Source organism: Bacillus yunxiaonensis (genome assembly GCF_037104695.1).
Lineage (GTDB): Bacteria > Bacillota > Bacilli > Bacillales > Bacillaceae_G > Bacillus_A > Bacillus_A yunxiaonensis.
In genome coordinates, this window is the sequence record NZ_JBAWSV010000001.1 from 380,156 (window position 1) to 404,201 (window position 24,046).

The window sequence follows — 24,046 nt, forward strand, 5'->3', positions numbered from 1 at the left end:
ATACGAATATTTATAAATTTTAGAATATTCTAAATAAACAAAGGGTAGCTAGAATGTCATCTAAACAATTGGTTTAACAGGACAGAAAGAAATATTCACAGGAGATGAAAGCTGGTTAATGGTGGCTGATAACGCTTACGTTGGCAAAAGAAGATGCGAACGTTGTAGCATGTTCACGTTGTATAAAGGCTTGCAAAAAAGTTGTGAAAGTAGTCAAAGCGTTAGGGAGATAAGCACTTATCCTAGCATTGGATGTAACAGATTCTGAATCTGTCATTCAAGGAGTGGATAAAGTGATTTCTCAACTGGATAAATAATACATGGGGAGGAGACGGATGACAACAGAAACGGTTTTAATTACTGGTGCTACAAAAGGAATCGGTTTGGAATTCGCTAAAGTTTTCGCAAGCCATTGTTATAACTTGGTATTAGTTGCTAGAGACGAAACGTTGTTGGAACAACAAGCCGAGAATTTAAAAAAGGATTATGGCGTGCAAGTGAATATTTTTGCTGGTGATTTGAGCAGCCATACAACGATAGAGAGTATGCATCAACAATTGAAAAATGAAGGAATTGACATCAATATTTTAATTAATAATGCTGGGGCTGGCGGGTTCGGATTCATGACGGAAGCAGATATTCAGAAAGAAATGGAATATCTGCAGCTCAATATGATCTCACTTACGTATTTAACTAGACTTTTTACGGATGACATGGTGAAACGAAAGCAAGGTAAAATTTTAAACGTGGCTTCACTAGCGGCCTTTCAGCCAGTTCCACGGATGTCAATGTATGGAGCAAGCAAATCGTACGTATTATCCTTTTCGGAAGCGATTGCAGAAGAATTGAAAGGAACCGGGGTTCAAGTTTCCGTATTATGTCCCGGCTTTACCAAAACACCGCTCACGCAACAATTCGCCGGAGCAGGCACGAAAGTGTTCAATAAGAACATGTTGGATCCGAAAATGGTTGCTAAGTGCGGCTTTGAAGGGTTAATGAAGAATAAAAGGGTAATCATCCCGGGTTTTAAAAATAAACTCATGGCTAAATCTGTGGGACTACTGCCAAGGAAATGGGTAACCATTTATACTCGAAAACTTCTTGAGCAAAAAGTGTAAAAAATAACAAACTATAGTATTGTGGGTGATTTATTTTAGATGGTTACACATCTAACGGAAAATTCAAAAGAGTACTAGTAAACTTTTAACAGAATCGTAGGTATTAAAGAGGCATTCCGCTTCTTTAAGAAGGGAATACCTTTCATAAATATATGACAACTAATAAATTATTCAGGTAATAGGAGGAGGAAAGATGGCTGAAAACTCTAGCTTTTATAAAATTTGGAAAGAGTATTATTCTCGGTACAGTAACTTTTTTGATGAGCAAGTGACTAAAGAATTTCCTGCTCAAGGAATAGGACAGATGTTGGAGATGAATCTTCAATTCAAAAAAATGATGAATGAAACAACAGAACGTTATTATGAATTTGTTAATCTACCATCACGAAATGACCTTGTGCATATTTCTTCTCAGATTGTCAATATAGATGCAAAGGTGGATGATTTAGAAGAATTTATACAAGAAACAAAGGATACTCAAGGAGACTCAGTGGAATTGCAACGTGAAATGGAAAATTTAAAAAAGGATATGAAGAGCCTTGATATTAAACTGAATGAACTTATAACCTTATTAAAATCCCCAAAAGGTATGAGTACAAAAGGTACTGTATAAGAAATACAGTAAAAAACAAATTCATAAGTCGATTATTAATTATGTAAGGGGTGAAGTCATGAGTGTTCTTATGACAAAAGAATACGAAAAGTTTATCAAAATGATAACTGAGGAGTATCAACAGATGTATGGGCGTGTAAAAAGTGCAACTCAAGTGTTAACATTGGATGCCGAGCCTGAAGTAGGTCCAACACCGAAGGAAGTTATTTGGACTAGGAATAAAACGAAGCTCTATCGATATTTTTCTGATCAACCAAAAAAACATAAAATTCCAATCCTATTGATTTATGCATTGATTAATAAACCATATATTATGGATTTAACAAAGGGGGGCAGTTTAATAGAATATTTAGTGAATCGTAACTTTGATGTTTATCTCCTAGACTGGGGTACACCAGGTCCCGAAGATAAAAATATGAAATTAGATAATTATATTATGGACTACATTCCACGTGCAGTTCGTAAAGTATTGCGAAAATCTAATGCTGATGAGGTATCCATGCTTGGTTACTGCATGGGCGGTACGATAACATCAATATTTGCGGCGCTGCACCCTGAATTGCCAATTCGCAATATTGTTTTTATGACAACTCCTTTTGATTTTGAAGAAACAGGTCTATACGGCGCTATGCTAGATGAACGGTATTTTGATATTGATAAAGTGGTCCAAACGCTCGGTAATATTCCACCTGAAATGATTGACATTGGAAACAAATTACTCAAACCGATGGCAAATTTTTATGGGCCATATGTTAGTCTTTTCGATCGTGCTGAAGATGAAAGATTCGTAAAGAGCTTTAAACTTTTGCAAAAATGGTTAAACGACGGCATTCCATTTCCAGGTGAAGCCTATCGTCAGTGGATTAGCGATTTTTATCAAAAAAATAAACTGATTAAAGGGGAACTGGTTATTCGTGGGCGTCAGGTTAAACTTGAAGCAATCAATGCTAATGTGCTCAACTTATCAGGTAAAATCGATATTATTGCTCAACCACATCAAGTAGAAGCATTAATGAATCATATATCAAGTAAAGATAAACAATATATAAATTTACCAGTTGGGCATACGTCTATTGCTTTTGGAAGTAAAGCTTCAAAAATAACTTATCCAACGATTGGTGACTGGTTGGAAGAACGGTCTAACTAATAGTGAATAATGTTCGAATGAGATAATCTGTATTCGCAACTTGAAGAAGTTGTGAAAAGCTAAATTTTATTAGTTAAGAAGTTTTTTAGCTTATAAAGCATAATGTAAGTGTTACTGTAAGATGAAAAATATTAATGAAGAGGTGAAATTATGTGGGTTTGTACTACACACATGAAAGAAACATTACTATTGTTAGAAACTCCCCATGTTAGCAAAGCTTCGTATCAAATTAAGTGTTCCCTTTGTGATAATCTTGCTACTGCGAAAGTTTATTACACTCACCGAACTTACCATTTTACTAAAAAACAATTCATAGATTCTTTATCAAAATCTCCCTCTCAAAAATCTGGTTAATTAGTTTTAAAAATATAAAATTACATAACGTGCAGGTTTTATACTTTTTTTGGTTGATATGCATATTTATCTGGAATATGAGCACATTATTTACCAATAAAATGGAGGTGCTAAAGATGAATATTCAAGAACATAATCATACCAATGAAATTCTTATATCAAACGCAAAGAGCCCGATTGAGCAAATGAAATATGAAATTGCACGTGAATTCGGGATCACACTCGGTCCAAATACAACAGCACGCGCAAATGGAACAGTTGGGGGAGAAATTACAAAACGCTTAGTACGAATGGGCGAAGAAAAGCTAGCTGGACAATATCGAATTCACTAAAATAACGTTTGCTTTCTCTTTTATTATTTTAGGGGGGATTGCCGTACACATATTAAGTTAAGATTTTAAAGTCCCCTCCTTATATTCTACTTCATTGAAATCCATAATTAAGTAATTAAGTAATTATTGTAACGTTATAATTTTTTTGAAATCCATTTTTATCCCGCATTAACGGGCAGTAATACTCCCACCTCAAAATTCGGTGAAAGCAAAGAAGTTAGGTGGGAGATAAACTGCCCGTAAAAGCCCGATTGGTTCAACTAATAATCAGTGGGGGATGAAGAAAACCCCCACTGATTAAAGTTTCACTTTATCAATAAAGTAGTTAAAAGCCTGTTTTGATGATATTCAAAACAGGCTTTTTCTTTTACAAACTAACATTTTTCTTCTTCGCTAATATGAATTTTTTATCTAAAAAGTTTGTACCTAATACACCGAGAATAATCATGACTGCCCCAATGATATGGTAGTATGCAAGATCTTCTTGCAAGAAGATTACACCAGCGAACATCGTAATTAAAGTGGATACATTGCTAAATACACTCATTTTTGATGCTTCCATAATGGATAAAGCGTAATTTGATAGAAATGCTGTTAACAATGAAGAAAGAATTCCTAAATATAAGATTGAAATTAGAAATAATGGGCTTGTAAAGGGCTGAAAATATAAATTTATCGTTCTCGAAGCAATATGATTTCCGATAGACAGTGCATTAAAACAAACAAACCCAATTGTAGTCATCATATATGTTACATCAACTAATCGAAATTGTTTTGTCATCTTTCTTGCTAGAACGCTATAACCAGCTGACGATAATGCTGATAAGAGAATGAGTATAACTCCGATAAAACTAGTAGTATGAGAACCAAATCCTTTCATAGCAAAAATGTAGATGACACCAGATACAGATAAAAGAAGCGAAAGCTTTTGCCAAATTGTTGTTCGTTCTTTTAAAAAGTAAGAGGCACATACCATTGTAAAGATAGGAATGGTAGCTTGAATAATGCCGGCTTCAGAAGATGATGTATACACTAATCCAAATGCTTGAAAAGTAAAGAATAAAGCTGGGTATAGGATTGCTACTGGTAAAATAGAAAGCATGTTTTTAAATGTGATATTTAATTTGACAAAACCGAATATTACTGGAATGGTTGCAACAAGAAAAGAAATGGTAAATCGATGAGCTAACGTATCAAGTGGTCCCGTGACTGTAAGAGTTAACTTTACAAACATAAATGAAAAACCAATTATGGATGTATAAAGAATAGCTGCGGCGTATGCTTTTTTTGTTTGTGTCATATTCACACCTCATATAATGAATTTTCTTACTGGCCAGTATACGTAAATGGTAATGTTTTCTTGTGGGTGCTACAATACAAATAAATGTCATCTGTACCGGTACAGAAAATATATAGAGGTGTAAGTGTGTATAAATATTTAAACGTTTTCAATGATTTAGAACGCTTAATCCAAAATGGGGAATTAAAAGAAGGGGATAAATTACCTTCTATTCGATCTTTAAGTACGCAATATCAATGCACGAAAAGTACAATTATTCGTGCACTTCAAGAGTTAGAAAAACGGCATATGATATACTCCGTTTTGAAAAGCGGATACTATGTTGTGAAAAAAATAAACGAAGGTTATGTTAGCGATAGTGGTGTAATAGATTTTGCAACATCTGCACCTGATCCAGATGTTTTTCCATATTTAGATTTTCAGCATTGTATTAATAAAGCAATTGATACATATAAAAATGACTTATTTATATACGGGACTCCGAAAGGGTTGCCATCGTTAATTCGGGTTGTTCAAAGACAATTAACGAATTATCAAGTGTTTACGAATGAAGAGAATATTTTTATTACATCTGGCGTGCAGCAAGCGCTGTCTTTGTTAACTTCTATTCCGTTTCCAAATAAAAAGAAAACGATTTTAATTGAACAGCCAAGTTATCATTTATTTATCGAGTATTTAGAAACGCACAACATCCCTGTTATGGGAATAGAACGAACAGCCGAAGGGATAAATTTAAACGAATTAGAACATATATTTCAAACAGAAGATATTAAATTTTTTTATACAATGCCGAGGTTTCATAATCCGTTAGGTACATCGTATTCAAAGAAAGACAAGGAAGCTATTGTACGTTTAGCAAAGAAATATGATGTGTTTATTGTAGAAGATGATTATTTAGCAGATTTAGAAAGAGATGCTAAAGCGGATCCGATGTATAGTTACGATGACTTCTCTCATGTTATTTATTTGAAAAGTTACTCTAAAATTATTTTTCCAGGATTACGAGTTGGTGTTGCGGTTATACCTAATTGTCTAATGAAAATTTTCTTAACATATAAAAAATTACTAGATATCGATAGCTCAATGATTTCACAGGCAGCTTTAGAAGTGTATATAAAGAGCGGAATGTTTGATCGGCATAAACAAAAAATTCGCGCTTCCTATTATGAAAGATCCAAGAGGTTAGCCGCTTCTTTGAAAGAATGGAGTATTACGAACAAACAGTTGTTTCAATACCACGATGCGAATTTACCGTGTGTTCATACACATATTACTTTAGATAAGAGAGTTATAGTTGAACCACTTCTTCGACAGTTAATAAAAAATAAAGTATTGCTAGATTCAATTGAAAAAAATTATTTATCTTCGTTTCCGAAAGAAAAAATATTGAAATTAAATGTATCAAATGTAAAGGAAGAAATGATTGCAGAGGGAATATGTAAGATGATTGAGGAGATGAAACGTATATAAATCAAAACGGGTTTATCATAACTTTTGAGATGAGTTCATATGAGCAAACTATTGTGATAGGAGAGGAGAATCTTGAGAAATTCAATTCATTGCGTTATAGGAGAATTAAATGAGTTAATCCTTTTTCTCATTTCTTTAGAGGCAGTAAATGAAAAGATATTTTTTAGTCCTATTTGTGAAGGGAAATGGTCAACGGCTGCAATTATCTCTCATTTCATGTATTGGGATCGATATATTTTAGAGGAACGTCTTGAAGGTATGGTTAATGGGGATTTACTTCCAAAATCTAAAGTGAATCTAGAAGATATGAATAGGTTGGCGGAGGAGTATGCACATTCAGGAATTAGTAAGGCACAACTAATTCAAGAGGTATGTGAAACAAGAAGAAGACTATTAGATTTATTAGTAGATAGTAATTTAGAGGTTATTTTCCACATAGGGTCAAATGAAATGACAGTAAATGAATATTTTAAAGGAATGATGGAACATGACAACCATCATATTAAACAAATTAAGGAATTCTTAAGCTTTGGAGGAAGTAAAAGTTAGTTATAAATATTGATGATGCTAAAGAAAATTAAAAATGAGACAAATAAAAATACGAACAGGAGAAGAAATTCCGGAAATCGTTCTTCAGACTCATCATGAGGATATTGGGATAGTGATAATGGGTGTGATAGTGGATGTGGCAGTTCAGGAGATGGCGAGGGAGATTAAAAGCTACTATTTTCTTCTATGTTTATTTAAAAACAAAAATAATAGCCTTGCTACATATGAAGTGAAGTGTAATAAGGCTATTATTTTTTTATATCAAAATGAAACGACTAGATTATCTCTATAAGATCCGTTAGGTTACGGATTTCATAAGTCGGCTTAATTCCTAAATGGATTTCTTTAAGATGCGGATTGAAACAGCAAGTGTCAATCCCGTAATTTATGCCTCCCTGAATATCGGAAGTCAAAGAATCGCCTACGAGCAATACTTTAGCTTTATCTGTAATCTGTAGCTTGGAAAATGCATAATCGAAAATACTTTTTTGGGTTTCTGGAATCCAGTCTCTTCAGAAATAATAATATGCTCAAACGTATTACAGAGAGGTGAGCTAATTGGAGTATAATCAATTAATTTGACTCATTCATTTCCGTTCGGTAATATAACTAAGTGGTTATAAAATGTATAGGAATGTGATGAATATGAGTAAGAAAAAATATACCACAAGTTTGTTTGAAGTAATAGCTGAAGAAAACCGTAGAAAAATAATAGATCTTATTAGAAAACGACCAAGGTCTGTTGGAGAATTGGTTGAGTGTACACAATTAAGCCAGCCAGGAGTTTCTAAACACCTTCGAAAATTAAGAGAAGCTGGGCTAGTAATAATCATTAAGGATTCCCAAAAAAATATTTACCATTTAAATGCGGAGCCCCTTGCAGAAATTGATAACTGGTTAGAACCTTATCGAAAGTACTGGTCAGACAAGTTAGATATGCTAGAACAATTATTAGACGAGGAGGAGTAATGTATGCTAGCAGTTGTAGAGAAGTTTGAGGATGGCTATGTAGCCACATATAATCGACCACTACATTATTCAGTTGAAAAGGTTTGGGCCACATTAACTGAAAATGGAAAATTGGAAAAATGGATGTCGAACTTACAAGTTGTAGACCTTCGAAAAGGCGGAATAATTAAGTTCAATATGAACGACGGGACGGGTAAATCTATTGATATTTCGATTATAGATTTCAAAGAACTGGAATACTTGCAGTACGAATGGGGAGAAGGTTGGGTGCGATTCGAGTTATTTCCTAAAGATGATGGTTGTTTATTAGTATTAAAAGAATATATTCCTACCTTGAGTGATCATACTTCAAAAGATTTAGCTGGATGGCATGTATGTCTAGATATGTTCAGTACTTTACTGGACGGTCAATATATGGACTTTCCAAAAGGTGAATGGGAAAAATGGCATGAGAAGTATGTAAGGATAGTTAAACAATTATAGTGAATTTAATATTCAACTAAAGATGATGTATCTGTAATATCCATGTAGCACAGGTGTTGTAGAACGATCTCCCATTAAAGGACACCTGTGGACATCGTGAATAAAGACGATACATTTGAGAATTTAACAATAGATGGCTAGCTATTTTAAGCAATTTAAAAGCTTTTTCAAAACGTGAAACCTCTTGACACCAAAACCAATCACAGTATTGTTGTAACAAACTAAACACCACTATTTTCCGAAAGGAGATATGTTTAAATGAAAAATCCGATTACAATACCTGACCTCTCATCCAGACCGTTTAATCTAACAGTTGAACGATTAATGAATTCTTCGCCGGAAGCGCTGTTCAAAGGGTGGACAGAGCAGATTGATCACTGGTTTGCAGCACCTGGATCAGTACTAATGAAGGCAGAGGTCAATGAAGTCTTTTTCTTTGAGACAATCTACAAATTTGATTTACATAGTGAGGCGCAGCGTCATCCACATTACGGACGATTTTTAAGACTTGAGCAAAATCATCTCGTAGAAATGACATGGGTTACGGGTGCTGAAGGAACAAAAGGAGCTGAAACAGTTGTCACGGTTAAGCTTGAACCTCACGGATATGGCACAAAGCTATATCTTATTCAAGCAGGGTTTCCAGATGAGGAGTCAAGGAATCAAGCCGAACACGCTTGGCCATTTGTACTTGAAAACCTAGACAATAAGATGATGGATCGTTACTAAACAGAAAGAGAGTTGATTTAGTATGAACAACCTTACAAAAATGAAAATATTAAAGCCAACTAATGAAGTATTTGAAGCATTTGTAGATCCTTCGAAAATCAGGGATTTTTGGTTCTCATCGAGCTCCGAAAGATGGGAACAAGGCAAGACGGTTACATTGAGATATGATGAATATGATGCTCAAGTAGATATAGAAATAATGAAAGTCGAGATAAATAAGAAAATTGTATATCAATGGGCGGAAGGACATATTGTTACAATTACGCTAAAAGAATTGGATAATTCGAGTACAATTATTGAAGTTAACGAAGAAGGTTTTAGAGAAAATGATAATGAGTTAATAAATCAATTGATTGATAATAAAGAGGGTTGGGTTTATATGTTGACCTGCTTAAAGGGATATTTGGAATATGGTGTTAATTTAAGAGCAGCATTAGTTAAATAACTATCTGATTAATTTTTTGGCTCTTTTTTTGAAAAAGTTTTAACATTATAAATTCGAAAATTCTTGACATTATACCTTATAAAGATGCTTCTATAATGTTCTGAAATAAAGTGAAACTTTAATCAGTGGGAGCTTTCTTCCTCCCCCACTGATTATCAGACTTCACCAATCGGGATTTTACGAGCAGTAATACTCCCACCTAATTTCTTTATTTTCACCGAATTTTGAGGCGGGAGTATTACTGCCCGCGAATAGCGGGATAAATAAACAGCTAAAATAAGTTAATCGATCTTTAACAAACGGGCACAATCCTTATTAGAGGATTGCGCCTAAAAAATATAAAAAAGGATAACGAAAAAAACACTCCTTTTCTCTAAAACCAAGCTTTTTGTACTACAAATGTCTCATTTACTAATACAACATTATCATGCTACAATATTACTACTAATGACAGAAAGGATGATGGGTGGACGATGATTAACTAATCTTATTTTTAAATGTTGAAATTGGATATTTTAAATTTCAAATTATAAAAAATAGGATTAGTCTACCCATTTTTCATAATAAAGTAAAGCTATTTAATAAAGTAGCTTAATTGGGTATCAATAATATAAACGACTAATCCTGCCAAATTTAATAGGGAGGATTTTTTTATTCTCTTATAGGTAAGTTGATATTTATTAATCCGTAATTGTAACCTAACAAATAAAGGAGAGAGAAAAATGAGTAATTCAGACACTATTGTTACACATGTAATGCTCTATATAAGTCGTTAATATCCATCAAACTTATATGGAGGAATTAAAAAATTGATGGATTTTCCGACTTTATATGAAAAGTGTTGATATATAAAGGAGGAATTATTATGTCAATGATAAATGTTCAAGACTTAACTTTTTCATACCCAGGTAGCTTTGATAATATTTTTGAAGGTGTAAACTTTCAAATAGATACGGATTGGAAACTAGGTTTTATTGGTAGAAACGGACGGGGTAAAACGACATTCTTTAATTTATTATTAGGGAATTATGAGTATAGTGGGAAAATCACTGCTTCGGTAGAATTTAATTATTTCCCTTATCCAGTTTCGGATAAGAACAAATTTACTCATGAAATCCTTGAAGAAATTTGTCCCCAAGCAGAAGATTGGGAATTTCTGCGTGAAATATCTTATTTAAATGTTGATGCCGAGGCCATGTATCGACCATTTAAAACATTATCAAATGGAGAACAAACAAAGGTGTTGCTTGCTGCACTGTTTTTGAATGAGGGTCAATTTCTATTAATTGATGAGCCAACAAATCATCTAGACACTGATGCACGAAAGATGGTCTCTGATTATCTAAGGAAGAAAAAAGGGTTTATTTTAATTTCACATGACAGAATCTTTTTAGATGGATGTGTTGACCATATCTTATCTATAAATAGAGCAAATATTGAAGTTCAAAGTGGTAACTATTCTTCTTGGAAGTTAAATTTTGATAGACAGCAGGAACATGAAGAGGCTACAAATGAGCGTCTACAAAAAGACATAGGGAGATTAAAACAGTCTTCAAAGCGTTCAGCAGATTGGTCTCATCAAGTAGAAGCTTCCAAAAATGGAACAAGGAATTCAGGATCTAAGTTAGATAAGGGTTTTGTAGGACATAAAGCGGCCAAGATGATGAAGAAAGCGAAGAACCTCGAATCAAGGCAACAAAAAGCTATTGAAGAAAAGTCAAAATTACTAAAAAATGTGGAGAAAACTGAGTCGTTAAAATTAGAACAATTGAAATTTCAGTCAAATGAATTGGTTGTTTTGGCTGATGTGTCTGTTAAGTATGATGACCAAATAGTAAATGAACCAATTCGCTTCATAGTTGAACAAGGGGATCGAATTATACTTGATGGAAAGAATGGAAGCGGGAAAAGTAGTATCCTAAAACTAATTCTAGGAGATCCAATACAGCATACAGGCTCAGTTAATTTAAGTTCAGGACTCATCATTTCCTATGTCCAACAAGATACTTCTCATTTGAAGGGATTGTTATCGGACTTTATTGAAGAGCACGAGATTGATGAGACGTTATTTAAATCCATCCTACGTAAGATGGATTTTGACCGAATTCAATTTGAGAAAGATATATCTCATTATTCTGGTGGACAAAAGAAAAAGCTACTTATCGCTAAAAGTTTATGTGAAAAAGCTCATTTATATATATGGGATGAACCATTAAATTTTATTGATATTTATTCGCGTATGCAGATTGAAGAGCTTATTCAACAATTTAATCCCACAATGGTTATTGTTGAGCATGATAAGGCATTTCAACAAACAGTTGCAACAAAAACTATATCTATGTAGTTCAAAGTGAATGATTGAAGATATAATCAGTAAATCAAGTCATTAAACTATAGGGCGCTTTAATGGAGTGATGAAAAAATCCTAATTTCTCTACAATAAATTGAGAAATTAGGATTTTTAATAGGAAAAGTAGGATACATATTAACAGAATACATTCTTAAATGAGAATATGATATAAGACCAAAAGGTTTTCCTACTATTAAAGAAGATGTTTAGGTTTGAATGATACAGGATTAATTTGAACAAACTTTATTCTAAAACAACAATTGGGCGCGTCTATTGAACAAAAAGTAAAAGGGTGTTACATATTAGTCATGACTAATATGTAACACCCTTAATTTTTTATGACTATTTACCGTTTAGGTCTTGATAAGAATAAGTTGAGGTGTCTTTTTTTCATTTGCTTCAACAAAACTAAATTCCTACATCAAAGTCAAGTGATTTGGGCAGAGAAGCTGCTTTTTTCATGAGTTGTTCCCATAATTGTATGGATTTTCTCCATTCCGATGTGGCCTGCTCCTTTTGATAAATAGTATTCTCATAACTGAGCGTGAGCTTTTGCATATCAGTCGAGTTATAAAGCATATCTACATGGATTGCATACTCTCGTAATGTTTGGCTCTCATTACGTGGAATGCCGATTCTGGCAAATTGTTTTAAAAGTGCAGCGTAAGCTTTTGGATAAACAGCATCGTCTTTTCTGTATTTATAGAAGAGAATAATGAAAAATGTAAGCCACTTCATTCTAGTTGCAAAGAGAATGTAGCCAATTATACTCATTGATATGATAGAGAGGAATAAGTACCACCAAGAAAATTCTTTTTTTGAATTCGTAATTTTTTTGGCAGAGACTTCTTCGGTATTTTCTATTAAATTTTTGAGTTTCGTTTCATTATTTTTCTGCTGTATTTGTTCATTGTTAGGATTAATCACTTCGCTATTTTGTGAACCGGAAGCCGGAGCGTCTTTTATAAAATTATATGGGTTGCTGAAGCCCTTTGTTGGTTCGAATGGGACCCAGCCGTATCCTGGAAAATATACTTCGACCCAAGAGTGTGCATTATTATTCGTAATTTTATAGACACTATCACTCTCTAAATTATCAAGAGCGCCTTCGGTATAGCCTTTTACCCAGCGTGCGGGAATGCCGACAGAACGAAGTAACACAATCATGGATGTCGAAAAATTATTACAGTATCCGCTTTTTGTATCAAAGATGAATTGATCTACATAATCTTGGTCTTTTTTAGGAACCAAAACATGTTCTGTTTCATATACAAAGGAATTGTCTGTGAAGTAGCTTTCAATAGCCAATACTTTATCGTACTGATTATCTTTGTCTTTTGTAAGGTCTACTGCCAGATCCCTTACTCTTTGTGGTAATGATTTGGGAAGCTGTGTATATTTTGTCATGAAATAGGGACTTGTCTCCATACCCTCATCCTTTTTTGCAGCTTTCAAGTTTTCTGTGGAAAACTGAGGGATTTCATAAGTCACTTTATATTTGTTTAAAGAGATAGAGGAGCCTTCTTTCATCGTATAAATTTTTTCTGAAAATGGATCAATACTGAATGATACATTTTCAGAAACAGTTTCAACTGACACTAATCCTGCGGGATAAATAAGATGAGGATAACTTTTTTGCATGTTAATCGTTGCTACGGCTGTATCTGTTTTTGTATTTGATTCGTACCAGGTCACTACGTTATTTTTACTCTTAAAAGAATTTTTTTTTGGTTCCTCAGAAACTTCCCAACCTTTTCCGGTATAAAAATCTTTTGTTTCTACCCTCCAATATTGACTGTTTTGTGTTTGCGCGGTGAAAACAACTGTATCATCTGGTTTAAAAGGTCCGCCTAATTGAGAATCATCCATACCATATCCAATTTTAGAAACTTCAACTTCTTTACTTGCTGTAGATGTATCGAACTTCAAAAAAGTCATAGGATTTGACCATTGAGGGCCAAACTTTGGAGCAAAGTATGCGATGGTTGCTGATAATACAATAAACATAGTAAGTGGTCTAAGTAATTTTGATATGTGTCTTGAATAATTTTGCAAGTGTTCAATCATTTGTATCCGTTCGATTTGAAGAAGACTAAGCATAAAAAAACCGATGACAACGGTACGAATAATAGCGTGATTTGCGTTGTATAAGTGTAAGTTATGAAAAGTCGTGATATAAATAATAGTTAATACAAGAAATAACAGTCCGCGTTTTTGACGAACTACCCAATAAGAGATGAGAAAACATAAAAACCAAAGTACTAGAAAAAGCAAGAAGGTAGGAAAAACAGCGGAAATATCTTGCAAATTCCCCTGAGAAAGCAGGGAGGTGTTTTGAGAAATATCAGAAAAGAATACTGTCAGCCAAGATGGATTCATAAAAGTACCTTTATAATATACGGAATGAATGATGAATAAGATGATTACAATCTTTATTGCAATCTGCCACCGTATTTGAAAAAAAGAGAGAGTGAAGCAAATTCCTATAAATATTACAAAAATATCTAATCTCCCTATGTTCGTAATGTTTATAAGCGGTCTTAACCATTCTAGTAAAAGAAGAAACCCGCTTACATGCATTAAGAACCTGCTCATATTCCATTGATTGTTTGCACGTAGTGTTATCATTTGTTCACCTCAAAAAACACATTTGCATAATGATTATCATAAATCGCTTTTACAAATATTTTTCGCTTTTGAAGCGTTTCTAGTATACTTAGTTCCCGATTTGAGAATTGGTTCGCTTTTTCTTTTGCAACAAACACCATCAATCTTCTATTCTTCATTGCAACATTTTCAGCTGCTTTTAGAATATCAGGGGAAAGATCACTTGTCACAAGTATAACTGTTACTGGCTGATACATTTTTCTTAATTCCATTTCTACAGTTTGAGAGAATGGAAATATACTGTCTGCTTGCACTTTTGCTAAATGACAAAAGATTTGTTGAAACTGGATATCTCCGTAATGTAAAGGGAAAACAGTCTGTTCTTTTCCGATAGACACGAAAGACGTTTGTGAATCTTGTTTTAAGACAGCTCTCACGAGAGAAGCTGTAAACGTAACGACTGATTCGAATAGGGGAGATGGGGTTCTATCTATGAAAATCATGACATCATGACCCCGCTGTTGTTCAAATTCTTTTGTCATAATATTGTTTCTGCGGGCGGTTGCTTTCCAATCAATCCATGAAAAACGATCACCAGTTTTATATTCTCTGACACCAACTGAGACTGTAGAATCTTTTGTTACATTTATATTTGCTGGGAGCGCCCCTTGTTCGAAATGGTTTTCTAATTTTCGGTAAGTTATATCTACATATCGAGGATAGATTAAAAATGTATTAGGAACTGAAAATATCATTTCTTTTTCAATAACACCGAAGATATCTCCAATTTTTACACGTACGCTTGAAAAAGTGTGTTCTCCCCTAGGGATTGTGTCAATTCTATATTGATACGAAATATTTCGTTTAAATCCTGGAAATAATATCACTTTGGCGGCACTTGATTGTTTACTATTTGCAAATTGTGGGGGCAATTTATCTTCTATAATTATATAAAGTAAGGGAAAAGGAATTTTTCTTTCTATTATAATAGTGCTTCGAAATTGTTCGCCAGCTATGTATTCTTTTTGATTGGTTATGCGTCTCACTTCAGCATCCCTCAAAGCGAAAAAGGGGAGTAGCAATGAATAAAAGCCAAAAGGGACGATACTGTAAAATAAGAACCAGCTTACAAATCCTCCTTGCAGCATAGCATATACAAATGTTAAGACAAGGGATACGGGAATCAGCAATAACTTTCCAACATTATAAATTGATCGTAGTATCTGTTTCATCAAAAATTCATCTTCCTTTGAGTTGGTACTGAAGTTCGTGCGATGATTTTTGCGATAACTTTTTCTCCTGTTATTCCTTCAAATTTCGCTTCCATTTTTAGAATAAGTCTATGAGATAAAACATAAGGAGCTAAAAATTTAACATCATCTGGAATCACATAATTCCTGCCATGGATGAGCGCATAAGCCTGTGAAGCCTTCATTAAAGCAATAGAACCGCGTGGACTTGCACCTAGTTGTATAGAATTATAGGACCGAGTTTGATTGACAAGTTTTACAATGTAATGCTTGATTGCTTTTTCTATATATATTTCTCGTGCACTTTTTTGTAATTTCAATAATTCTTCTATTGTAATAATAGCCTGTAGGAGTCAGAGTGGATTTGTTTTTTCCATACGATTTAAAACTTCAAATTCTTCTTCTGGTGTAGGATAGCCCATTTTCAATTTCAGCAAAAAACGGTCGAGCTGAGCTTCAGGCAAAGGGTATGTTCCTTCATATTCAACTGGATTTTGCGTGGCCATTACAAAAAACGGCTTTGGTAACGGGTGAGTTATGCCATCTATTGTAATATTACCTTCTTCCATACTTTCAAGTAAGGCGGCTTGGGTCTTCGGTGATGTACGATTAATTTCATCAGCAAGCACGAAATTCCCCATAATTGGTCCTGGCTTGAACTCAAATTGCAGCTCTTTCGGATTATAAATAGAAACACCTGTTACATCTGACGGTAGTAAATCAGGTGTGAATTGAATTCGTTTGTAATCAGCATCGATTGACTTAGCGAGGGTGCGTACCAGCATTGTTTTTCCAACACCTGGAACATCTTCTAATAGTACATGACCTTCAGCTAAAAGAGCTGTCAAGGTAAGAATCGCTTCTTTTCGTTTTCCGACCATCACTTTTTCGACATTGTCGATTATCTTTTCTACAATTGGATGTAATGAATCGAGTTGCGTCATCGTACACCTCCTAATTTAAATTTCTTTTGTAGTTATGATTTATGCAAATAAGAATTGAGTTTTTAGGTATGTTGTGGTGGATTATCAATTTAAGAAACTATAAATTTTTTAAGTGGTGATACTGTTGAGGGAACTGCCTCTTTTAATTACTTTATAACTTCTATACTTTCTAAGAAAATCCTACTCTATGCTTTTAAAATATGTCATCTCATTTCTAGATGATATGCACATGAAGTATAGTCCAATAAGAAAAAGCTGTATAGTGAATGAATAAACACTCTACAGCCTTTTCAGTTAGATTAACTTGCAATCTGATTGTTAGAATTCTTTGATTTTTCTGCTTGTAAAAAGCGCTTTGTTTCTGTAACTACGATTCCACTTAATCCAATAAGACCAATTAAATTTGGGATTGCCATTAGTCCGTTAGCGATATCAGAAAATGTCCAAACAAGTCCTAGTTTTAAATTTGCTCCAAACGCGACCATACCAACAAAAATGAAACGGTAGTATCGAACGGCATTACGGCCAAATAGATATTCAACGCATTTCTCTCCATAGTATGACCAGCCTAACATTGTTGAGTAAGCAAATAAAATAATTGCAATGCCAAGAATCATACTTCCGGCATTTCCAAATACAGTTTGGAATGCAAAGGTCGTCGCTTCAACGCCTGTTTTCCCAGAATTCCAAGCACCTGTTGTAATGAGTACTAAACCAGTGATTGTACATACGACAAATGTATCAAGGAACGTTCCTGTCATAGATACGAGTGCTTGTTTAGCGGGGGAATCAGTCTTTGCAGCAGCTGCTGCAATTGGTGCACTTCCAAGTCCCGCTTCGTTTGCAAATACACCTCGTGCCATCCCGATTTGAATAGCTGAAACAACTGTTGCACCGGCAAAACCACCAGCAGCTGCAGTGCCGTTAAAAGCACCTGAAAAGATAAGCTGAAATGCTTCTGGAATTTGATCTATATGATAAAAAATAATAATAAGTCCAGCAAGTATATAAAAGAAAGCTTTAATTGGAACGAAATAACCTGTCACTTTCCCTATTTTTTTAACTCCGCCTAAAATGACTATTGCGATGAAAATCGCCATTACAATTCCAGTCACGACAGGTGATAAGGAAAAATTAATTTTCATGGCTTGAGCAACAGAATTGGACTGCACCATATTTCCAATTCCAAATGAAGCTGTTGTACCAAAAATAGCAAACAATATAGCGAGCCATTTCTTTCCTAACCCGCGTTCTAAGTAATACATTGGGCCACCAGAGTATTCACCGTTAGCTCCATGAATGCGATACTTTACCGCAAGAATAGCTTCTGAATATTTTGTTGCCATTCCAAACAAGGCAGTAATCCACATCCAAAATATTGCGCCAGGTCCTCCGATTGCAACTGCAGTTGCAACGCCTGCGATATTCCCCATACCAATAGTGGCTGACATCGCAGTCATTAATGCTTGGAAATGACTAATATCTCCTTTAGAAGATTTGTCCTCTGATTTTCCGAATGCTAACTTATGTGCATATAATAGTTTAATAAATTGTAAGCCTCGTAGGCGTACTGTAAGGAGGATTCCTGTTCCAACAAGCAGTAACAGTGTAGGTAGTCCCCATACGTAATGATTGATTACTTCTAATACTTGATTTGCTGTTTCCATCTTTATTCTCCTTTACAAAAAATAAAAAACCATTTCATATAAACGAAATGGTCTCTGGAGATACAAGGAATAGAAAAATAAACCGATTCGGGAATCGGTATTTTCTGTCGCTTGTCTCTGTCCTTTTACCTGAGAGATTATCCGCTGTAATAGCGGATTTGCTCCTTCGGTGCTCTGTTTCCTCCTTTTTGCTATGCAATAGGAGGGAGTCTCTCCAGAGATTCGTCCCCATACAGTTCTACTTGAATACAAGACCTGAGAGTTTCAAAGCTGTCCGACCAGCTTTTTGCCCCATCGGTAGATCAAAAGATCTTCTCCTGTATGGTTCATCCGAATGCTATGAAATTAATATGAGTTATTATAATCATGATTTATATTTTAAGTCAAGAATTAAAAATATATAGATTCATAATTAATATTTATATATCAGTGATTTTAATCTGCTTATTTAGGCTGAAAAAGGCTTGTCTGTCGTAATTCATTTATTACTTTAGAAAGCACATCATTATAATTTCCCCGTGTTAATTCATAAATCTTCATTTTACTATTAGTCTTTATTTCATCTATTTTAGGATGAGAATCATAGTATATTGTCCCTAATACAGTTTGTGAATCTTGCATAAATTGATTGATAATAGATAGAAATGTTTGGGAGGCAATTTGCATAGGACCAATCTCATCTATCACTATAATTTTCTTTGCGTTATTTTGAATAGACTGAATAGCTATCCTTTCAAATTCGGAAACGTTTACGCCATATCTGCCTACTCTAATATCACTTTTAGAATTAACATCTGCAATTACTGATTCTTCTCCATTAAGAGAAACAATTTTAAATCCAGTTCTATTAGAATTCTCCACAATCTCTTCTGTATAAAATCCACTAAAATTTTCTACCCCAATTTTACTTATTATTTTCTTTAGAACTGTAGTTTTACCAACTCTCGGCTTACCAGTTAGAAAAAAATGATTTCCCATAAAGATATACTTCCTCCTGCGTCGTAAGAGTAACTACTTGTTGAATTAGAAATGTTTTGTTTCACTATTTTGTAAATGAGGACACTTAGCAAGTAAAGTTTGTATAAACAATTCTTCGTTTTCTGGTGAAAGTTTGACACTGCCAAATATCGCGTTTGGATAATGAATTTCTACACCATGAAGTGCAGCTGCGGGACGAAACCCCATAAGCATATCATCAGTTGGATGAATCTTTGTAATATTTTCATAGGGAACGTTGCACCAAAAAGGACCGCACCTTGCATATAAATTTTTTTCTCGTAATTCATAGCGAATCCCGAATATAACCCATAACAGAAATAAATCAAATATTAAAATGATACTTGGGATGATAAGCCAATCTACAGAATTCAATGTTTTGTCTAGCCAAAGTGGAAGAGAAAGGAGTGTATTAGATAACAGGATGGTTCCAACCATCATATACCAATATTCTCGGTCCCGCCTTACTTTCCATTTCATTACATCACCTTCTTCTTTGTGTGAGATGTTTTCTTATCAGAAATGATGACTCCGGAGCTTATATACAAATATCACCACGTTCTCATGTGTATAATTCGGAATATGTCATGTTAAGGGCTAAATATTGAAAATAAGGTAGCTTATGTGGAAATCAGATGGCAGAATGAAGAGGAAAGATGTTCGTTTTTAAAAATTTAATGTAATTAAAACTAAGCAAAGGAGAAATTTATGAAACCACTACAAGGGAAAGTTGCAGTAGTAGCAGGTGCAACACGCGGTGCCGGAAGAGGCATTGCAATGATGCTTGGTGAAGCTGGTGCTACTGTGTATGTGACAGGAAGAAGTACAAAAGGGAACTTATCATCCATGGGAAGAGCGGAGACAATTGAAGAAACAGCCGAACTTGTAACGAAACAAGGCGGAAAAGGAATTGCAGTTCGGGTCGATCATACCGTGAAAGAAGATGTTGCAGCTTTATTTTTGAAGATTGAAAAAGAGCAGAATGGACAGTTAGATATTTTAGTGAATGATGTATGGGGAGGCGATCCGCTGACAGAATGGAACGTACCATTTTGGGAGCATAATTTAGATAATGGAATCCAAATACAAACAACTGCTGTACATTCTCATATGATAACAAGTCACTACGGTGTCCCGCTTATGGTGAAAAACAAGAAAGGGCTTGTTATTGAAATTACAGATGGTGTTGATTATGAGTATCGAGGGAATTTGTATTATAGTCTTGCTAAAATTTCGACAATTCATTTAGCACAAGCAATGGCAAAAGACTTAGTTTCCTACAACATAACATCTGTTGCAGTGAGCCCAGGGTTTCTACGTTCTGAAGCCATGTTAGAGTTATTCGGTGTGACAGAAGAAAACTGGCAAGAAGGAGCAAAAAAAGATCCGCACTTTATTGCATCAGAAACACCATTTTTTATCGGCAGAGCAATTGCTGCTTTAGCGAGCGATCCGAATGTTCATAAGAAAACAGGAAAAGCGCTTAGCTCGTGGGAATTAGCAAGAGAATATAAATTCAAAGATATAGATGGAAGACAACCTGATTGGGGAAAATATTTTGAAGAGCATGTACAACATACTTTATAAAGAATTTCCACTGATTTAGGAAAGAATAGATAAAAACTCGTAATCATACGGGTTTTTTATTTATTTCAATCGTCTTCAATATTCAAATGATTGCTAAAAGGTTAATTAACATTGACATGAAACCATAAGGTGTTATATTCTATGAAAGTGAAACCAAAAGGTTTTATTTTGAAATAAGGAAAGAAGGTAAAGTAATATGAATACATTACAAGATATTAAGCAAACTATCGTGCTAGAAGCACCTATTCAAAAAGTATGGGAAACAGTATCAACTGCAGAAGGTATTGCGCTATGGTTTATGCCAAATGATTTTCAACCAGAAGTAGGATATGAATTTCATATCCAATCACCTTTTGGTCCATCTCCATGTAAAGTATTAGAAATAGATGCGCCTCATCACCTTTCTTTTGCGTGGGATACAGACGGTTGGATTGTTTCTTTTATTTTGAAAGACTTAGGAGATAAGACAGAATTCACACTCATTCATGGCGGTTGGAAAGAACCTGACTTTATTCTTCCGAAAGCGAATGAGAAAAGTGCTATTGTTCGCGATAAAATGGCATATGGTTGGATGGCCATTGTGAATGAAAAACTTAAAAAGGTTATTGAAGGTTAAATGTCTCCATCAGCAGAAACTTATGATGTATTTCAGGCGATTGCTGATCCAACTCGTAGAGAGGTACTTCGATTACTGGCAAAAAAAGAATTACCTATTTCGGAAATAACATCTCATTTTCCAATTAGTCGTACAGCTGTTACAAAACATCTTCACATTCTTTCAGAAGCAAAGCTAGTTAGTGGAAAAAAGGTGGGAAGGGAAAAAATTTATCAGCTGCAACCAGAACCTTTACAAGAATTAAAGCAGTGGCTGTCTTTTTACGAACAATTTTGGAATAATAAATTATCCATTCTGAAACATATCGTTGAGAATGGAGAGGCTAGTGGATTGAAAATTATTGAAACAAAATCGGATAAACAAGAGGAATAAGATAATTTCCTTCTAAATGAAAAAGAGTATGTTTGGAACAATTTGTTTTAAACATACTCTTTTATATTTCATAAACAGGATTAAGATTAATTTGAAAATGGTAATACTGTGTGTAAATTGCTGTAAAAGGAATGGACTAGATGAATATTGTTCTTGAAAGCATGATACTAATTGCTACAGGTGTTATCGTTTTAAAGTTTGCGGGAAGTAAGTCTCTTAGTCAAATGTCAAGAGCTGAAATTATTATCGTTGTATCTATTGGACGAATTATTGTAGAACCAGTGTTGAATAAAAAAATAGGACTAACTATACTCGCTGCATGTATATTTTCTGGGATTTTACTTATCATTCATTATTTAGAAATGAAATCACGAAAGGTGGAACAATTTCTAAATGGTGATAATATCGTTCTTATTAAGGATGGAGAACTTTTAAAGAACAATTTAAAACGTGCCAAAATGACAGAACAGCAATTATTTATGCATCTAAGAGTACAGGGAATTCATGACATTCAAACATTACAGCAAGTAACTGCAGAGCCAAATGGTCGTATCGGATATCAATTAACTGCTCAAGCTCAACCGGTTACTCGTGAAGTGCTAGAAAAGGTACTGCGTCAATACATTTCTAAAGAATAAGGAATATAATTATGCCTATTTTTGAAAATCGAAAATTATCTCACGTAGTTTTTGTAGTCCGACAATTAAATCTTGATCATTTAGCATAGAATAGCTGATACGCATATACTCGTGTTTTGACTCGTGAACAAAGCAAGCTGTTCCTGGTAAAAAAGAAACGTCAACTTCATTTGCTTTTTTAAGTAATGCAAATGAATTCATTGAGTCCGGAAGGGAAATCCATAAGTTAAAGCCACCTTGTGGTATTTGAAAATGCAGTATATCTGTTAAGGGGGCAAGTGCTTCTATCGTAGCATCCCGACGTATTTGTAAGGCAGTCCGTAGTTTTTCTAAATGATTCTTCATTCTTTCCGTCCGCAAAAAAGGCAGAATGGCTTTTTGCGTTATTAGCGGACTACCTATATCCATTAATGCTTTCGCAGCATATAACCAATCAAATACTGGCCCTTCTGCGACTAAGGCTGCAATTCGAAGCCCTGGTGCTAACGTTTTACTGAATCCTTTTAAATAAATGACATGACCGTTCTTATCAAAATGTTTAATAGGAGCCGGAAGCTCAATATCATTAAAATAGATCTCACCAAAAGAGTCATCTTCAATAATAAAAAAATGATAAAATTCTGCTAATTCTATAAGCTCTTTTCTTCTTCGTTCACTCATTAATGTTCCAGTAGGATTATGAAAAGCAGGATTCACGTATAACAAAACTGGATTATTCTTTTGACATACCTCATCTACTAAATCAGCACGAATGCCTTGTTCATCAAGCTCAACGGGAATAACATGGATTCCTTTGTTAACAAACACATCAATGGCAGCACCGTAACATGGGCTTTCTACTATTACTGTGTCTCCAGGCTTTAATAACGTTTGAGCGATTAAGTCAATCCCTTGCTGGGCACCGCTAGTAATTAATAAATGAGCGGGATCAGCTGTTAATCTTTGATAGTCTTTTAAATATTTGCTGATTTCTATGCGCAGCTCTTCATCACCTTGTACAGGTCCGTATGTCGCTAACATCATTTTGTCTTTGTCTAATATTTTTTGCATTTCGCCTGATAGAAACGGATTAGGTAAAAGACGTGGGTAGAGAATAGCCTGGGAAAAATCATAATACTTTTTGTGACGATTGATAATATACTGAGACCTTATCACATTAACAGCTTTCATATGTTGCCAGTCGTAAGGAGCATGTATACTTCGAGAAGTATCTCTTTTTCCTCTTATGTAAACTCCTTTTCCTGGTTGTATATATACATACCCTTTTGTCTCAAGGTATTTATAAGCTTTTCGAACCGTTAATACACTTATTTTTAAATCATCTGCCATGGTACGTAAAGAAGGGAGGGCATCTCCATCTACTATCATGCCACCATGAATACGCTGAACGATTTGTTCGTAGATTTGTTGATAGAATGGTACATTAGATTCTTTTCGGAGTACAATCTTCATTATCTCACCTAGTCTTTTTTTATCTTCATTTAAACCGAAAAAAACTTTAGAATCAACT

General features: G+C 34.4%; 23 protein-coding genes, 2 pseudogenes and 1 riboswitch. Of the genes and pseudogenes, 16 read left to right on the forward strand and 9 right to left on the reverse strand.

All coding sequences use genetic code 11. The features are described 5' to 3' along the window. Positions 1–335 precede the first annotated feature (335 nt). The 4 genes from WAX78_RS01920 to WAX78_RS01935 all read left to right on the forward strand — a co-directional run bounded on the left by WAX78_RS01920 (position 336) and on the right by WAX78_RS01935 (position 3,564). Complete coding sequence (locus tag WAX78_RS01920) at positions 336–1,118, forward strand: SDR family NAD(P)-dependent oxidoreductase (protein WP_336480612.1); 783 nt, start codon at positions 336–338, stop codon at positions 1,116–1,118. A 193-nt stretch (positions 1,119–1,311) separates the two neighbouring features. Further along, positions 1,312–1,731, forward strand: coding sequence for a hypothetical protein (locus WAX78_RS01925; protein ID WP_336480613.1), 420 nt, complete (start codon positions 1,312–1,314; stop codon positions 1,729–1,731). A gap of 58 nt (positions 1,732–1,789) precedes the next feature. Beyond that, positions 1,790–2,878, forward strand: coding sequence for a class III poly(R)-hydroxyalkanoic acid synthase subunit PhaC (gene phaC, locus WAX78_RS01930; RefSeq protein WP_336480614.1), 1,089 nt, complete (start codon positions 1,790–1,792; stop codon positions 2,876–2,878). A gap of 470 nt (positions 2,879–3,348) precedes the next feature. After that, a complete protein-coding gene (locus WAX78_RS01935; RefSeq protein WP_336480615.1) occupies positions 3,349–3,564 on the forward strand; it encodes an alpha/beta-type small acid-soluble spore protein in 216 nt (71 codons plus the stop codon). 367 nt (positions 3,565–3,931) lie between these two features. On the opposite strand, the gene WAX78_RS01940 is transcribed toward WAX78_RS01935, so the two are convergent. Continuing rightward, positions 3,932–4,864 carry a DMT family transporter gene (locus WAX78_RS01940; protein ID WP_336480616.1) on the reverse strand — a complete coding sequence of 311 codons (933 nt, stop codon included), beginning with the start codon at positions 4,862–4,864 and terminating at the stop codon, positions 3,932–3,934. 126 nt (positions 4,865–4,990) lie between these two features. Between WAX78_RS01940 and WAX78_RS01945 the strand changes: the two genes are divergently transcribed. The 3 genes from WAX78_RS01945 to WAX78_RS01955 all read left to right on the forward strand — a co-directional run bounded on the left by WAX78_RS01945 (position 4,991) and on the right by WAX78_RS01955 (position 7,175). Beyond that, a complete protein-coding gene (locus tag WAX78_RS01945; protein ID WP_336480617.1) occupies positions 4,991–6,334 on the forward strand; it encodes an aminotransferase-like domain-containing protein in 1,344 nt (447 codons plus the stop codon). Positions 6,335–6,406: 72 nt separating this feature from the next. Then, positions 6,407–6,883 (forward strand): DinB family protein, encoded by a 477-nt coding sequence (locus WAX78_RS01950; RefSeq protein WP_336480618.1) that lies wholly within the window; start codon positions 6,407–6,409, stop codon positions 6,881–6,883. A gap of 34 nt (positions 6,884–6,917) precedes the next feature. After that, positions 6,918–7,175 carry a hypothetical protein gene (locus tag WAX78_RS01955; RefSeq protein WP_336480619.1) on the forward strand — a complete coding sequence of 86 codons (258 nt, stop codon included), beginning with the start codon at positions 6,918–6,920 and terminating at the stop codon, positions 7,173–7,175. On the opposite strand, the pseudogene WAX78_RS01960 reads toward WAX78_RS01955, so the two are convergent. After that, positions 7,159–7,439 (reverse strand): annotated as a pseudogene (locus WAX78_RS01960) (HAD-IA family hydrolase); the annotation flags it as partial. The gene WAX78_RS01955 and the pseudogene WAX78_RS01960 sit on opposite strands and share 17 nt — an antisense overlap. Positions 7,440–7,528: 89 nt before the next feature. On the opposite strand from WAX78_RS01960, the gene WAX78_RS01965 reads away from it, so the two are divergent. The 5 genes from WAX78_RS01965 to WAX78_RS01985 all read left to right on the forward strand — a co-directional run bounded on the left by WAX78_RS01965 (position 7,529) and on the right by WAX78_RS01985 (position 11,853). Continuing rightward, the gene (locus WAX78_RS01965; RefSeq protein WP_336480620.1) at positions 7,529–7,852 is read left to right on the forward strand and encodes an ArsR/SmtB family transcription factor; all 324 of its coding nucleotides are present in this window, start codon (positions 7,529–7,531) and stop codon (positions 7,850–7,852) included. 3 nt (positions 7,853–7,855) lie between these two features. After that, positions 7,856–8,335, forward strand: a complete 480-nt coding sequence (locus tag WAX78_RS01970) for an SRPBCC family protein (RefSeq protein ID WP_336480621.1) — start codon at positions 7,856–7,858, stop codon at positions 8,333–8,335. Positions 8,336–8,593: 258 nt separating this feature from the next. Continuing rightward, the gene (locus tag WAX78_RS01975) at positions 8,594–9,064 is read left to right on the forward strand and encodes an SRPBCC family protein (protein ID WP_336480622.1); all 471 of its coding nucleotides are present in this window, start codon (positions 8,594–8,596) and stop codon (positions 9,062–9,064) included. Positions 9,065–9,086: 22 nt separating this feature from the next. After that, positions 9,087–9,509: an SRPBCC family protein gene (locus WAX78_RS01980; RefSeq protein ID WP_336480623.1), complete on the forward strand. Its 423-nt coding sequence runs from the start codon at positions 9,087–9,089 to the stop codon at positions 9,507–9,509. Between the two features lie 865 nt (positions 9,510–10,374). Further along, on the forward strand, positions 10,375–11,853 hold the full coding sequence (locus tag WAX78_RS01985) for an Lsa family ABC-F type ribosomal protection protein (protein ID WP_336480624.1): 1,479 nt from the start codon (positions 10,375–10,377) through the stop codon (positions 11,851–11,853). A 414-nt stretch (positions 11,854–12,267) separates the two neighbouring features. On the opposite strand, the gene WAX78_RS01990 is transcribed toward WAX78_RS01985, so the two are convergent. From WAX78_RS01990 to WAX78_RS02015, 6 genes and pseudogenes are all read right to left on the reverse strand, one after another. Further along, positions 12,268–14,487, reverse strand: coding sequence for a DUF4129 domain-containing transglutaminase family protein (locus WAX78_RS01990; protein WP_336480625.1), 2,220 nt, complete (start codon positions 14,485–14,487; stop codon positions 12,268–12,270). Continuing rightward, on the reverse strand, positions 14,484–15,698 hold the full coding sequence (locus WAX78_RS01995; protein ID WP_336480626.1) for a DUF58 domain-containing protein: 1,215 nt from the start codon (positions 15,696–15,698) through the stop codon (positions 14,484–14,486). Before WAX78_RS01995 ends, WAX78_RS01990 begins: the two co-directional genes overlap by 4 nt. Continuing rightward, a pseudogene (locus WAX78_RS02000) lies at positions 15,698–16,660 on the reverse strand (AAA family ATPase). The gene WAX78_RS01995 and the pseudogene WAX78_RS02000 overlap by 1 nt, the downstream one beginning before the upstream one ends. Before the next feature lie 299 nt (positions 16,661–16,959). Next, positions 16,960–18,327, reverse strand: coding sequence for an alanine/glycine:cation symporter family protein (locus tag WAX78_RS02005; RefSeq protein WP_336480627.1), 1,368 nt, complete (start codon positions 18,325–18,327; stop codon positions 16,960–16,962). 107 nt (positions 18,328–18,434) lie between these two features. Further along, a riboswitch (glycine riboswitch) is annotated at positions 18,435–18,555 on the reverse strand. A 216-nt stretch (positions 18,556–18,771) separates the two neighbouring features. Continuing rightward, positions 18,772–19,305, reverse strand: a complete 534-nt coding sequence (locus WAX78_RS02010; protein ID WP_336480628.1) for an NTPase — start codon at positions 19,303–19,305, stop codon at positions 18,772–18,774. 45 nt (positions 19,306–19,350) lie between these two features. Next, entirely contained in the window at positions 19,351–19,803 is a 453-nt protein-coding gene (locus tag WAX78_RS02015) for a PH domain-containing protein (RefSeq protein ID WP_336480629.1), read from the reverse strand. Between the two features lie 228 nt (positions 19,804–20,031). Here WAX78_RS02015 and WAX78_RS02020 point away from each other — a divergent pair, with 228 nt between their 5' ends. The 4 genes from WAX78_RS02020 to WAX78_RS02035 all read left to right on the forward strand — a co-directional run bounded on the left by WAX78_RS02020 (position 20,032) and on the right by WAX78_RS02035 (position 22,536). After that, positions 20,032–20,910 (forward strand): SDR family oxidoreductase, encoded by an 879-nt coding sequence (locus WAX78_RS02020; protein WP_336480630.1) that lies wholly within the window; start codon positions 20,032–20,034, stop codon positions 20,908–20,910. Positions 20,911–21,106: 196 nt separating this feature from the next. Next, positions 21,107–21,526 carry an SRPBCC family protein gene (locus WAX78_RS02025; protein ID WP_336480631.1) on the forward strand — a complete coding sequence of 140 codons (420 nt, stop codon included), beginning with the start codon at positions 21,107–21,109 and terminating at the stop codon, positions 21,524–21,526. Continuing rightward, positions 21,527–21,898, forward strand: a complete 372-nt coding sequence (locus tag WAX78_RS02030; protein ID WP_336480632.1) for an ArsR/SmtB family transcription factor — start codon at positions 21,527–21,529, stop codon at positions 21,896–21,898. A gap of 140 nt (positions 21,899–22,038) precedes the next feature. Next, positions 22,039–22,536, forward strand: a complete 498-nt coding sequence (locus WAX78_RS02035; RefSeq protein ID WP_336480633.1) for a DUF421 domain-containing protein — start codon at positions 22,039–22,041, stop codon at positions 22,534–22,536. Between the two features lie 15 nt (positions 22,537–22,551). On the opposite strand, the gene pdxR is transcribed toward WAX78_RS02035, so the two are convergent. Continuing rightward, the gene (gene pdxR / locus WAX78_RS02040) at positions 22,552–23,988 is read right to left on the reverse strand and encodes a MocR-like pyridoxine biosynthesis transcription factor PdxR (protein ID WP_336480634.1); all 1,437 of its coding nucleotides are present in this window, start codon (positions 23,986–23,988) and stop codon (positions 22,552–22,554) included. Between the last annotated feature and the right edge of the window lie 58 nt (positions 23,989–24,046).